A 13,198-nucleotide genomic window follows, 5' to 3' on the forward strand; every position below is an offset into this window, starting at 1 on the left:
GGGGATTCCTGTAAGCTTCACTGCCGTCGATTTGGCGGCCCTAATCTATCCGATGTGATAAAAAAGAGATGATTGAATGAGTTTTGCCTCCTTGGGGTTGTCCGCCCCTATTCTGACTGCTGTGGCGGAGCAGGGTTACGATACGCCTTCACCGATTCAAATCCAAGCCATACCTCAAGTCCTCGCCGGTAGAGATTTAATGGCGGCTGCTCAAACGGGCACAGGTAAAACAGCTGGATTTACCTTACCGATTTTAGAAAAACTGCTCAATGGGGAATCGGCAAAGCCGAACCATGCGCGGGTTTTGATTTTGACACCCACGCGTGAACTGGCCGCTCAAGTGGGTGAAAGTGTGACCCTTTACAGCAAGCACCTTCGTTTGCGGTCTGCGGTTGTCTTTGGAGGCGTGAAAATTAACCCTCAAATGGTCGCGTTGCGCAGAGGGGTTGATGTATTGGTGGCAACTCCAGGACGTTTGCTGGATCTGTATAAACAAAACGCAATACGCTTCAATGGATTAGAGACTCTGGTCTTGGATGAAGCGGATCGTATGTTGGATATGGGGTTTATTAACGACATTAAAAAAATTATGGCAGTGTTGCCAAGGCAGCGTCAAACCTTAATGTTTTCGGCGACCTTCTCGACAGAGATTCGAGCCTTAGCAAAGCAGTTTCTCAATAATCCGGTCGAAGTCTCAGTTACACCCAGTAATGCAACAGCACCGACGGTGACTCAATGGGTCTCGCCTGTCGATAAAAAGCGTAAAGCGGCGCTGTTGACCCTCCTGATTCAAGAAGGGGATTGGCAGCAGGTGTTGGTTTTTACCAAAACCAAGCATGGTGCGAATAAGTTGACCGCTCACTTGAATGCGGAAGGAATATCGGCGTCGGCTATTCATGGCAATAAAAGTCAAGGTGCACGCACAAAAGCCTTAGCCGATTTCAAGTCCGGCAGTATACGTGCATTAGTGGCGACCGATATTGCCGCACGAGGGTTGGATATTGATCAGCTGCCGCAAGTGGTTAACTTTGAACTCCCGCATGTACCTGAGGATTATGTTCATCGCATAGGACGTACTGGACGCGCAGGTGCTTCTGGCCACGCGGTCTCACTGGTGTGTGCCGATGATTTGAAGCTTTTGCACGCAATTGAAAAAGTGACGCGTCAGACGATTGAAAGAAGGCAAGTACCCGGTTTCGAACCTGTTAATCTGGTTCCAGAAGAGACAGCCACCACTAAGCCAAAACACAATCATAATCGTCGTCCTAAAAAACCCGTTAAAGGCCATGCAGATGGTCAGCGTTCGGGGTTTGTGGCATCAGGACATAAACCTAAGGCAAGATAATATTGAAGTCGAGAGGGGCTAAGACTATAGTGGTGCCTCTCGATATTTGATCATTTAGGTGCCTTATGAGCCTGGCTCTTTTGTCAGTGTTTGTTCCAACATTTTTCTTTGTTTCCATCACCCCTGGTATGTGTATGACGCTAGCTATGACCCTAGGCATCACCCTTGGGGTTCGTCGCACGTTATGGATGATGTGGGGGGAGATGCTAGGGGTTGCGTTGGTTGCGCTTTTAGCCGTGATGGGTGTGGCGACACTGATGTTGGCCTATCCTGGCTTTTTTCAGTTTTTTAAGTGGATCGGTGGTGCGTATTTGGGGTACGTCGGCATCCAGATGTGGCGTTCCAAAGGTCGCATGGCGATTCCAGAGTCGGCCGGCGTTCGTCAAACCGTTTCGCCCGCTCAACTCTTCAGTCAAGGGTTTGTCACAGCTGTGGCTAACCCTAAAGGCTGGGCATTCCATGCCGCACTTTTACCTCCCTTTATTTTGGCATCTCAACCACTGGCACCTCAATTAGTTGTGTTGCTGAGCATTATTGTTTTACTAGAGCTGCTGTGTATGTTGATTTATGCAAGTGGTGGTAAAGCTATGCGCGTGTTCCTGCAGCAGACTCACAATGTGCGTTTAATGAATCGCATCGCTGGCTCTCTGATGGTAGGAGTGGGTGTTTGGTTAGCGTTTTTTTAGGAGACGGGTTTGGTTGAGGGACGTGTTTCAAGTTTTGCCCCTGTTGTGGATGAGCGTGCCAAGGTTTTAATACTGGGAAGTATGCCGGGCCTAGTGTCGTTGACTGCGCAGGAATATTACGCTCATCCCAGAAATGCGTTTTGGCCAATCATGAGCACGTTGTTTCAGTTTGATGTAGCCTTACAGTATTCGGAGCGACTGGAAAAGCTAAACGCATCGGGGGTTGCCCTTTGGGACGTATTGCAGCAGTGTGAGCGTAATGGCAGTCTTGATTCTTCGATAGTTAGATCCTCTCAGCAACTGAATTCATTTGCTGAATTTTTTCATGCTTATCCTGGAATTCAAGCGGTCTTTTGCAATGGCAATAAAGCGTATCGAGACTTTAGCCGAGAAGTGCAACGATTAAAAATACTGAATAATCGGTTTGAGGCACTTCATATTCAATGTTTACCTTCTACCAGTCCAGCGCACGCATCCATGACGTTTGAGAAAAAACTAAGCGAATGGAAAAGTCTATTGCTGTTTATATAAAGGCCGTTGCAGCGGCTGATAAAATTGAGCTGGCGGACGTACCTTGTAAACCCAAGTAAAACAGTCGTACATTAATATCTAAGCTAAAATGGCAATGAACAGGATCGTTATCGGCATGAAGGAAGCAAATGGGATGAGTAAGCAACGCGCGTTTGTCTGGATTGCGGGTATCGCGATGCTACTGGCGGCCCAGCAGGTGACGGCTGATGTTCAACGCTTTTTACCACAGCCTCCAATACTGATCATTGAAAATATTTTGAGTAAGCAAATCAGTTCGGCGCCTGTTGATCTTCCTTCCGATGTCCAGCGCCTGTATCAAGAGGAATATGAAGAATCGAAAGTCTATGAGGGCTATTTTGATGCCAAGAAGTGCTATATCTATGCCGATGGAATGGATGAAAGCGATACCTATTTTTACCCGGATTTTCATTCGAGATCGCATTTGTGCCCTGGGCCTTTTTGGAGTGGTAATTTTTTAAACTGGGCGACAACGTCGAGTTTAGACCCTTTTCGAAAAACCTTAACGGGTGGGTTGCGCGTAAAAGACACGCCAACCGAAACTTGGCTAGAGTCTGCTCGCTTAGATCGTGAGACCTTCTATCAAGTACTTCGCTTTCCGAATGAAGGAATATCGCCTGAGCGCGTTAATAACGCAACCCCTTTTAGCGTCAATTGGATTGGCTTGCGCAGTCAGGGAAACCAATTGCGGTTAAGATTGCTGAGCGAAGATCTGGTGCAGCCGACTACCTCTCCCTTGATCATGTCAGAACCCTACAGTTTGGATAAAACTTACGAGCTGCTCGTTCGCGTTGCGGTGTGTGTGAATGGTTTACGAGAGGACAACTGTAAGGCTTACGGCAACTATGCAAAACCGGAAGGGTTGATTCAGGGCTTTTCGCAAAGTATGCGTTTTACCGTCTTGGGATATTTGAATGATTTGTTTTTGGCTGATGAAGGTTGCGTAATGAGAGCCCCTTTAAAATTTGTAGGGCCTAAGCGCTTGAGTGCCGACGGGGAGTGGGAAGACAATCCTAGTAAAGAGTGGAGTGAAACAACGGGTGTTTTAATCCGCAATCCGGATAAGGAGGAGGCCATTCAAACCAATCGTATTGCAGGTTTACGCGGTGACTATGCCATTATTGATAGTGGTGTTATTAATTACATAAATAAGTTTGGTCATATGCCGTCTAAGAATCACAAAGGGGCAGATCCCGCCAGTGAACTGTTTCATCAGTCGTTAGCGTACCTTCGAAAGCTTGCCCCAATTGATCAATATTTGGCTGTGCGGGGTACACAGCTAGACAACTATCAGCTTGTCGATGGCTTTCCTGTCATGAATTGGATCAGCGACCCCCTGATCAATCTCAATACTTGGTGTAAGCCCTAATCGGTCAGGAGCACTTAAGCTGAGTTGTAAACAACTTGCTTAAGGCGCGCTTGTCGTAGTGAGTGGTGTCTTTTTGGATGGTGCGGTACTTTTTGAGGTTTTTTTTCTATTAATCCACCAAAAATACAGGGTTTTTAACCATCGCTGAAATCAGTGGATGATAGTCAATTACCCTCATTGCTTTGCCCTTGTTGATTAATAATTGTCCTAAAATAGAAATATTGTCGACATATTCCACTATTGGTGGATTGAATGCTGCAGTTGCGGCCGTATAATTCTAACTTTCATTTTCTTAGGGTGAGGATCAAGATGACCGCAAGAACAGCCGATGTGTTGCTAGTTGGGGCAGGTGCCATGAGCTCAACGTTGGGGGTGCTGTTAAAACAGCTCGACCCATCCTTGAAAATCATCATGGTTGAGCGTCTTGACCACGTTGCACAAGAAAGTACCGATGGTTGGAATAATGCGGGCACTGGACATGCGGCCTATTGTGAGTTGAACTATACGCCTAAAAAAGCCGATGGTTCGATAGATACAACAAAAGCCTTTACCATTAACTCAGCTTTTGAAGTGAGTCTCCAGTTCTGGTCGTATTTGGTTGAACAGCAGGCATTACCAGAGCCATCTAATTTTATTAACACCGCTCCGCATTGCAGCTTTGTGTGGGGTCAAGAAAATGTCGATTTCTTGCGTAAGCGTTATGAAACTCTGTCATCCCATGTCATGTTTAAAGACATGGAATACAGCGAAGACCCTGAGGTCATTCGTGGTTGGATGCCGTTGGTGATGCAAAATCGTCCCGCCTCTCAGCCATTTGCTGCAACGCGTGTCCGTTATGGATCGGATGTTAACTTCGGCGCTTTAACCCGTTTTATGGTTGAGCATTTAGGTAAACAATCTGACTTCGACTTACTGGTCAGTCATGATGTTCAGTCCTTAGCGAAGCAGTCCGATGGACGTTGGTTAGTCAATGTTAAGAATAAAGCCGATAAACACTTAACCCCCATTACCGCCAAGTTTGTCTTTTTGGGAGCGGGAGGCGGTGCACTGCCTTTGCTTCAGAAGTCTGGAATCGCTGAAGGCAAGGGCTACGGCGGTTTTCCGGTGAGTGGTCAGTGGCTGGTGTGCACCAAGCCAGAAATTGTTGAGCAACATGCGGCAAAGGTATACGGAAAGGCACCCATTGGCGCGCCTCCGATGTCGGTTCCACACTTAGACACGCGTATTATGAACGGTCAAAAATCGCTGTTGTTCGGACCTTTCGCGGGCTTTACGACTAAGTTCTTAAAAAATGGCTCGTATTTGGACCTGATCAAGTCAGTGAATCTTGGCAATATTGGCCCAATGATGTCAGTCGGTGCCAATAACATGGACCTGACTCGCTATTTGATTTCGGAGTCTTTGCAGTCTCATGAGTCACGTGTCAAAGCCTTGCGCAACTTCTTTCCTGATGTTGAAGAGGATGACTGGGAATTGTCGATTGCAGGGCAGCGTGTTCAAATTATTAAAAAGAATCCTGCTGGAGGAGGTAAGCTGGAGTTTGGTACAGAGGTGATTATTTCTGCCGATGGCTCGCTTGCTGCGCTTTTAGGTGCGTCTCCAGGTGCTTCTACCGCCGTGCAAGCGATGCTGAGCATCGTTGAGCGTTGCTATAAGGATCAATTAGCGACAGATGCCTGGCAGCAAACCTTAAAGGCCATGATCCCATCTTATGGCAAGGTTCTCAGCGATGAGCCTGAGCTGCTGAGTGAAGTAAGAGCACGCACTTTGTCTGTGTTAAAACTCGATCCAACACTGTAAACCCATCAGGAGTGATCTGGGCCGGCTTGGCACAGATCACTCATCATTTTATTTGATCTGTGCTTCAAAGCCTGCCGTTTCGATTGCCTCGATGAGGTCTTCTGTTGATGCAGTTCCATTAATTTCAGCACTGTCTAATTCTACAAGCACTGTCTCAACGCCATTGACCTGCTCAAGCGCTTCTTTGACCTTTTTGACGCAACCTCCACAGGTCAGTCCTAATAAAGCAAGTTGGATAGTAGCCACTAAAGTTGTCTCCTTTGTATTGGGTTACGATAAATTTAAGGTAAACTGGGAATAACCTTAGCGCGATCTATGTGACTTGTATAGGATGATCATTTGAAAAAAGCCTTAAAAATACTGTGTTTATTGCCTGTCATTTTATTGGGTGTTTTTTTAACAATTGTTGTACTGCTGAAGTGGCTCCCTGTCCCGACAACTGCATTTATGCTTCATCACAACTGGAAAGCCTTGTGGAGTGAAGAGATTGAGTTTGCCCGATACCAGTGGGTTCCCTATGAAGACATTCCATGGACGCTGAAAATGGCGGTTATTGCGTCTGAGGATCAAAAATTTCCAGACCACTGGGGTATTGATGTGGCGGCGACTCAAGCCGCAATTAGGGCTTACCGTGAGGGGCGATCAGCCGGTGGTGGCAGCACCATTACTCAACAAGTGGCTAAAAATTTGTTTTTATGGGGGGATCGCAGTCAGGTGCGCAAGGTCTTGGAGTGGGGGATTGCCATCGTGCTTGAGCAATTCTGGGGAAAAGAGCGCATTCTAGAAGTCTATTTAAATATTGCGCAATTTGGCAAACAGGAGTTTGGAGTGTGGGCGGCGACCGAGTATTTGCTTATGAAGCCACTGCCTAACGTGTCGGTGCAGGACGCAGCCTTAATGGCTGCAGTGCTTCCTTCACCTGCCCGTTACGATATTAAACGCCCATCCGCTTACATGCGCAGCCGACAAGCGTTTATCCAGCGACAGATCAATAACTTGGGTGGGCGTGCTTACTTAAGGCGTTTTGAAGCAGAGTAAGCCTAACTAATTCCCATGAAGTTTTTTTAGCTGCTGTAACAAGGATTTAGGCAGGTTCTTTATCATAAGGACTTCTTGGTTGGGATCAAACTCAACAATGTTCCCTAAGCTGCTGCTGGCAAAACTAATCGAGATGTCGCTGTTTTTACCCGCAAAGCGTAGATATTGTTTAAGCTGCTTCCGATCCGGGATAAGCTCCGTCTTCGGTGTTTCTTGGTGTTTAGTCAAAAACGTGTCTATGCCAGGACTGACCTCCTCCGACAGGTTGCTAAACACAACGGGCTCACCCGCTTTATCCTGCTCCAAGCAGTATTCTACAACGCGCTCACGTATCGGCTCGCTTTCTTCATCGGGTAGGGCATTGCAGTATTGCTCGATAATCGATAAAAATTGCTCTGTTTCAACTTTCTTATCGACAGTATCTGTATAGCCTAGCCACTCACATACAACCGCTTTTACGCCTTTTTCACTCCGACCAAAACTGATGGTCAGATACTTGTCTTCATTGTTCTCAAGTGCCGAAAGATCGAGACATACGCCAAATCCCGTCTCACTAAATTCAATGTAGTCAGTCTCGTGCAGTGAAAGGTCTTGTGAAAGCTGCAGGGCTGACGAGGGGCGCAGATGAAAAATGAAAAGACGATCACCCCGCTCAAGTGTCTCACTGACAAACACAATATAGCCTTGGAGCAGCTCATTGCCTTTATCCAACTGTAAGCCCAGATGCTTGGTCAGTTGGGCAGTTAAAGACGAAAAGCCTAAGCTTCCTTCTCGCCACTGCATAATCAAAGGCCGAATCCCCATGATTTCCTGACTGAAGCAGCCGTATTGTCGCCCTGAACGGCTGCCCTGAATGCGTTTTAATTCACTCAAGATAGACGGCGCGAAGCGCTCCAAGGCCAGTTCTGTCTCGGCTAAGTGGCAGTTAGCTGCAGTTTGATCATCCGTTTTCTGAATGGAATGGATGATAAAGTGTGTCACAGGCATAGATGAATCCCAGTCAGGAGGCTGTAGCAAAAAAGTAAGAACTATACCAGTCCGCGATCAAGTTGACTTTGCCAACGTGCGAACATCATGGAGCTGGTAAATAAAATGCACAACAATATAGATTCGATTAAGCCCAGCCAGCGTGTTAAGGGCATCAGCGTGGCCAGTACGGAACCTAAAAAGTAAAAAAGTAAAACAAAGCAAAACCACGCATGCGCGCGCGCATGTCCACGAATCAGTTTAGGTGAAAAAGCGAGCAATGGCAGAACATGGACAAGCCAGATAACCCAGGGATGATCACTTTTTGCAGGAGCCAACCACAAGTACCATAGGGTAAACAGCAGCAATAAGCTGGCATAGGTAATAAGGGTGACTTTATGGCTAATATTCGCTTTTTGTGCAAGCGTCATGATGGATTCCTTAATTGAAGCGCCAGTTGCCCTAAGCGTGCGCCTAGTGCTTGGCAGAGTGCGCGTTCATCTTTGTCGAGTGGGCGTTGACTGTCGGTGCTGGCAAGATGACTGGCCCCATAGGGGCTACCGCCTGATTGCGTCGTGGATAATTCAGAGACGCTGTAGGGAATTCCGGTTAGGAGCATGCCATGGTGCAAGAGCGGCAACATCATACTGAGCAGGGTGGACTCATGGCCACCGTGCAGTGTTGATGCCGACGTGAAAACTCCTGCGGGCTTGTTAATTAAGGCACCGGACAACCACAAACTACTGGTTGTGTCTAAAAAGTATTTTAAAGGGGCAGCCATATTGCCAAAGCGTGTCGGGCTGCCTAGGGCTAAACCTGAGCAGTGTTTGAGCTCATCAAGTGTACAATAGGGCGCGCCTTCCGTTGGTATTTCAGGTATGGTTTGCTCTGACTCTGGCGATATACTTGGCACCGTGCGAATCATGGCTTCAATCCCGGCTTGTTCTGCACCACGAGCGATCTGTTGTGCCATGGTTTTCGTTGCACCATGGCGGCTGTAGTACAAAACAAGTAAATAAGGATGGGTCACGGTAAAATCTCCAGAATCGCTTCAGGTGGGCGCCCAATGCGTGCACGATCTCCTACGACCACAATTGGCCGTTCGATCAATTTTGGCAGTTCAACCATGGCTTGGATTCGCTGCTCGTCAGTCACATCATCTCTATCCAGCCCTGCGCTTTTGAACTCAGCCTCTTTGCTACGCAACAGATCTTTAACCTGAATGCCCAGTTTGCCTACTAGGTCACGAATTTCCTCGGCATTTAACGGGGTTTTCTGGTAGTCGCACACGGTCGGCACAAGATCCCGGCTTTCGAGCAAGCTAAGCGCTTCTCGCGATTTTGAGCAGCGTGGGTTATGGTAGATTATAATGTCTGGCATAGTGTCCCTTTTCTTACATTCAATAAAAGCTATGGCTATTGTATATGGCTCTGTTTCAGTTACCAACTCACAGGTGAATTTAGTGAACGTAAATGTGATGACTCCAATGACCCTTTTTTTCTTTTTTAGAGACATGGTTCGGCAGTTTTTTGTGAACCAAGGCGTGTTAAATGCATCGGCCTTGACCTACACAACCTTGTTTGCCGTGGTGCCTTTGGTCACGGTTTCCTACTCGATGCTGGCGGCGGTGCCTTCTTTTCAGGGGGCAGGGGAGCAGGTGCAGCAATGGATTTTCGAAAACTTTGTGCCAGCAACGGGTGAGGTGGTTCACGAGTACTTAAAAGACTTCACCGATCAGGCTCGGCGTTTAACGGCTGTGGGTATCGTGTTTCTGGTGATTACGTCCATCATGATGATGAAAAATATCGAAGCAGCCCTCAATCGAATTTGGCGAGTTACCGAGCCGCGTAAGGGCGTTTCTAGCTTTTTGTTGTATTGGGCGGTGTTAAGTTTAGGGCCCTTGTTGATTGGGTTTGGTTTATTACTCACGTCCTATATTACGGCTTTGCCTTTATACACCAGTGCCACGGAGGTGGTGGGCAGTGCACGTTTTCTTTCAATCATCCCTATCGTATTTTCAGCGATTGCCTTTATGTTGCTCTATGCCGCCGTTCCCAATTGTCGAGTACCGATTCGGCATGCGTTTTTAGGCGGTGTGGCCGCTGCGTTGATGTTTGAGGTTGCGAAGCGAGGGTTTGCATTTTTTGTGACGCAGTTTCCATCTTATGAGCTGATATATGGTGCTTTTGCGGCGGTTCCGATGTTTTTAGCTTGGATTTTTATCAGTTGGGTGATTATTTTGTTGGGGGCTGAGTTGAGTCGAGCGTTGACGATCTTTCATATCACTCAGCGTAATCGACGAGAGCCTCATTTATACACGGTGCTGGGGGTTTTGCATCAGCTTTGGTTGGCGCAAAGATTAGGTCAAACTCGATCTGATACTTGGTTATTGCAACAAACGCCGGGGTTGACGCAAGAGCGTTGGGATCAATACATCCCTATTTTGCTGGAGGCAGGTATTATTCAGAGAACACGAAGCGGAGATTACGTGTTGGCACGGGATTTAAGCCATTTTACGCTGGATCAGTTGCAGTCACTCTTGCCTTGGCCGTTGCCTGATGCCATGTCACAAACCAGTGATGTTCAGTGGGAGAAAGCATTTGGCGAGCGTTTAAAAACCTTGTCAGACGCACGTCATGACGCATTGGATGTGCCCATTGGTGAGCTGTTTAAGGCTTAAAAAAGGCATCTAGATTAGGTGTGATCAGGAGTGCCTCGGCGTCTTGTGCGCTTAGAGGCCTACTGTATAGGTAGCCTTGGATATCCTGGCATCCGTGTTCGATTAAGAAACGGAGTTCCTCCGGTGTCTCGACGCCTTCAGCCGTTACATTCAGGCCTAGGTTCTGACCTATCTGAATCATACTCTTAATAATGCCCACATGCTTATTGCCATCCTTGATACTGCTGACGAATGCTTTATCAATTTTTAGGTTATTTAGTGGCAGTTGGGTGATGTACGCCATGGATGAATAGCCCGTACCAAAGTCGTCCATCGCAATGGTGATACCGAGCGCTTGAAAATGCGCCAAGCGTTCTTTTGCTTCATGATTATTTTCGATGAAAACGCCTTCCGTAATTTCTAATTCGATCAACTCAGGCTTAACGCCGGTTTCGTGCATTAACGACTCTACCTGAGCAACAAAGTCAGGCGATGACAGTTGCAATGGCGATACGTTAATGGCCATGCGACCTGTCCAAAGATTGCGTGTTTGCCATTGTTTGAGTTGTTCAAAGGCTTGACGCATAACGGCAAGACCTAAACCATGAACTTGTCCAGACTCCTCCGCAATTTTAAAGAGCAGGTCTGGGCGAATAAACCCCTCTTGTGGATGATGAAAGCGAGCTAAGGCTTCAAATCCAGACAGATGTCGCGCTTGGATGTTGACCTTGGGTTGATAATACACGGACAAATACCCTTCACTGACCGCTTCACGCAAGAAAGTTTCGAGCTGAGTGCGACGCGCCAGTTCGTTGTGTAGGGTTTCACTGTACATGAAGTAGCGATTACGGCCCTGACTTTTTGCTTCGTACATGGCCATGTCTGCACAGGTTAAAAGCGCTTCATATTCGCGAGTGTGGTCAGGCGTCAGAGAAATACCAATACTGGCGCCAATGTTGACGATCCGTCCTCGAAGTTGAAATGGCTCAGCGATAATAGCAAGCCAGGTTTGTGCGACGACCTCCGCATCAGCGGGGGTGGCGATCGGCATCAGCAGAATAAACTCATCACCACCAAAGCGGGATAAAAATGCGTGAGATGGAAGGTGTTCCATCAAGCGTTTAGCAACTGATTTCAGCAATTCATCGCCAAACGAGTGGCCTAATGTATCGTTTATGTTTTTGAATCGATCGAGATCCACAAATAAAAGTGCAAAGGATTGAGTTTCTGTTAATGCTAGGGATTTTTGTGCGTGTTCTTGTAGAAAACTACGATTGTAAACACCTGTAAGTCGGTCAAAGTAGGCTTGATAGCTTAATAGTTTACCCCGTTGCAGCGCGTTAAAGGCAACGGTGCAATGGGATAAAAAATCAGTAAAGCGCAAATCCAGCTGTGCTTTAGGAAGATTGAGAACTAAAAAAGAAATTAATTGGCCATCTTGGTGTAATGGATAATAGTGGGAATATCCGTTTCCTGCTTTGGTAAGATCGGGAATGAGTTTACTGAACTCATCATTTGAGACGATACAGGCTTCGCTGTGAAGAATGGACGAAAACTGCATCAGAATCTCGGAAGACGATTGTTTGATTTGCTTGAATGTCTGATTTGAGTATTCGTAGGTGTAATATCGATCCACAATCGGGTTGTGTTTGTTCAGTATGTAGAGGACTGAGTACAAGGGTGTGGCGAAACGAGCGATTTCGCTTAGGATCTGATGAGCACAAGACGATAGGTTTTCATTGAGCAATATTTTTTGATTGATATTAAATAAAGCCGTGTTGTACTCAAATGCGTAGGCTAAGTTTTGAGTCATTTGATTAAACGAGTGAGCGAGGTCTTCATACTCATCGTCCGTATCAACTTGAACGGTATAGTCCAGTTTGTTTTCTGATAAGGACTTAGTGCCTTTAATCAGCGCCTCAACGGGCTTTAAATGCCGGCGTACCATATAGAGGCTAACAAACACCACAAGTAAAAAAATCAACAAGATAGCGGGAAGGAAGGACTGCCTGAAATCATTCACGCTTTTCATAAATACGTTTTCAGGCTTGCTGATGATGATACGCCAGTCATCTTGAGCAAATTGATAGCGCATAAATAAAGACCAAGAGGCGGAGATCATTTTTTCAGAATGATCGTCTATCCAGTGAACGGGTGTTTGAGGTGATGCTTTAAGTAATAAGGCTATCGTGTCTTCGCTTAAGGGTGAGGAGCAAAATATAATAACTGAGTCTGCACCAATCACACACAGCTCTTCAAAGGCGCTTAATTCCGCTTCAGGCCACAAGTAGACTGGATCTAATTCTGCAAGCCAGCGTGACTCCTGTGTTGCTAGAGTTATAAAAACGCGTTTGACGCTGGAGTGATTACTTTGAAGAGTGAACACTCCACTGTTTGGCGTATATTGAAGTAGGCTCTGCCAATCCAGAGTGTCTGCATCGGTGTTGTGTTGCCAAATAATCTGTTCATTTTGGGCGACTGCATAGTTTGAAAAATACGTTTGGAGTAAGTGAAGATATTCAGGTTGAATGTGGTTGAGGTCCTGTGTATGTTGGCTGGCGTTGAGTAAAAGATCGTATGCATAGCTCAAGCGTCTAAAAATACCCAGCCCATACTCTTTCGTTGCACGTTGTAAGTGATGATGGTGCTCAGTAAAAATGAGGCCACTGACTTTATAAAAAGAGCCCACGGCAATAAATATGATTGGCACCAGAATAATAAAGAAAAACATTCTAAAGAGGCGACGTGCCACTCGGCTTTTTAAAGAAGAAAGCTCAATTCTCATA

At 46.5% G+C, this 13,198-nt stretch carries 13 protein-coding genes; 7 read left to right on the plus strand and 6 right to left on the minus strand.

Annotated elements, in window-relative coordinates; genetic code table 11:
- Nucleotides 1-76: 76 nt before the first annotated feature.
- The 5 genes from F5971_RS02550 (at nucleotide 77) to mqo (ending at nucleotide 5,749) form a co-directional block, all read left to right on the plus strand.
- On the plus strand, nucleotides 77-1,345 hold the full coding sequence (locus F5971_RS02550) for a DEAD/DEAH box helicase (protein ID WP_193493835.1): 1,269 nt from the start codon (nucleotides 77-79) through the stop codon (nucleotides 1,343-1,345).
- Between the two features lie 65 nt (nucleotides 1,346-1,410).
- The gene (locus tag F5971_RS02555; protein ID WP_036507134.1) at nucleotides 1,411-2,031 is read left to right on the plus strand and encodes a LysE family translocator; all 621 of its coding nucleotides are present in this window, start codon (nucleotides 1,411-1,413) and stop codon (nucleotides 2,029-2,031) included.
- A 9-nt stretch (nucleotides 2,032-2,040) separates the two neighbouring features.
- Nucleotides 2,041-2,562: a DNA-deoxyinosine glycosylase gene (locus F5971_RS02560; protein WP_193493837.1), complete on the plus strand. Its 522-nt coding sequence runs from the start codon at nucleotides 2,041-2,043 to the stop codon at nucleotides 2,560-2,562.
- 133 nt (nucleotides 2,563-2,695) lie between these two features.
- Nucleotides 2,696-3,949, plus strand: a complete 1,254-nt coding sequence (locus F5971_RS02565) for a hypothetical protein (RefSeq protein ID WP_193493839.1) — start codon at nucleotides 2,696-2,698, stop codon at nucleotides 3,947-3,949.
- A gap of 309 nt (nucleotides 3,950-4,258) precedes the next feature.
- Nucleotides 4,259-5,749 carry a malate dehydrogenase (quinone) gene (mqo, locus tag F5971_RS02570; protein WP_193493841.1) on the plus strand — a complete coding sequence of 497 codons (1,491 nt, stop codon included), beginning with the start codon at nucleotides 4,259-4,261 and terminating at the stop codon, nucleotides 5,747-5,749.
- A 48-nt stretch (nucleotides 5,750-5,797) separates the two neighbouring features.
- On the opposite strand, the gene F5971_RS02575 is transcribed toward mqo, so the two are convergent.
- Entirely contained in the window at nucleotides 5,798-5,995 is a 198-nt protein-coding gene (locus tag F5971_RS02575) for a cation transporter (protein ID WP_036507139.1), read from the minus strand.
- A 93-nt stretch (nucleotides 5,996-6,088) separates the two neighbouring features.
- On the opposite strand from F5971_RS02575, the gene mtgA reads away from it, so the two are divergent.
- Complete coding sequence (gene mtgA / locus F5971_RS02580) at nucleotides 6,089-6,787, plus strand: monofunctional biosynthetic peptidoglycan transglycosylase (RefSeq protein ID WP_036507141.1); 699 nt, start codon at nucleotides 6,089-6,091, stop codon at nucleotides 6,785-6,787.
- Nucleotides 6,788-6,793: 6 nt separating this feature from the next.
- Here mtgA and F5971_RS02585 read toward each other — a convergent pair whose 3' ends face one another.
- From F5971_RS02585 to arsC, 4 genes are read right to left on the minus strand one after another with little or no spacing between them, the layout of a single operon-like run.
- On the minus strand, nucleotides 6,794-7,774 hold the full coding sequence (locus F5971_RS02585) for a nucleoid-associated protein (RefSeq protein WP_036507143.1): 981 nt from the start codon (nucleotides 7,772-7,774) through the stop codon (nucleotides 6,794-6,796).
- A 41-nt stretch (nucleotides 7,775-7,815) separates the two neighbouring features.
- Nucleotides 7,816-8,184, minus strand: a complete 369-nt coding sequence (locus tag F5971_RS02590) for a DUF2069 domain-containing protein (RefSeq protein ID WP_036507145.1) — start codon at nucleotides 8,182-8,184, stop codon at nucleotides 7,816-7,818.
- Complete coding sequence (gene wrbA, locus F5971_RS02595) at nucleotides 8,181-8,783, minus strand: NAD(P)H:quinone oxidoreductase (RefSeq protein WP_036507148.1); 603 nt, start codon at nucleotides 8,781-8,783, stop codon at nucleotides 8,181-8,183. Before wrbA ends, F5971_RS02590 begins: the two co-directional genes overlap by 4 nt.
- Nucleotides 8,780-9,133 carry an arsenate reductase (glutaredoxin) gene (arsC, locus tag F5971_RS02600; RefSeq protein ID WP_036507150.1) on the minus strand — a complete coding sequence of 118 codons (354 nt, stop codon included), beginning with the start codon at nucleotides 9,131-9,133 and terminating at the stop codon, nucleotides 8,780-8,782. Before arsC ends, wrbA begins: the two co-directional genes overlap by 4 nt.
- A gap of 82 nt (nucleotides 9,134-9,215) precedes the next feature.
- Between arsC and F5971_RS02605 the strand changes: the two genes are divergently transcribed.
- Nucleotides 9,216-10,433 (plus strand): YihY family inner membrane protein, encoded by a 1,218-nt coding sequence (locus tag F5971_RS02605; RefSeq protein ID WP_343042535.1) that lies wholly within the window; start codon nucleotides 9,216-9,218, stop codon nucleotides 10,431-10,433.
- On the opposite strand, the gene F5971_RS02610 is transcribed toward F5971_RS02605, so the two are convergent.
- Nucleotides 10,423-13,197 (minus strand): EAL domain-containing protein, encoded by a 2,775-nt coding sequence (locus F5971_RS02610; protein WP_051513988.1) that lies wholly within the window; start codon nucleotides 13,195-13,197, stop codon nucleotides 10,423-10,425. The two genes, F5971_RS02605 and F5971_RS02610, sit on opposite strands and share 11 nt — an antisense overlap.
- Nucleotide 13,198 lies beyond the last annotated feature (1 nt).

Source organism: Nitrincola alkalisediminis (assembly GCF_009821115.1).
GTDB lineage: Bacteria > Pseudomonadota > Gammaproteobacteria > Pseudomonadales > Balneatricaceae > Nitrincola > Nitrincola alkalisediminis.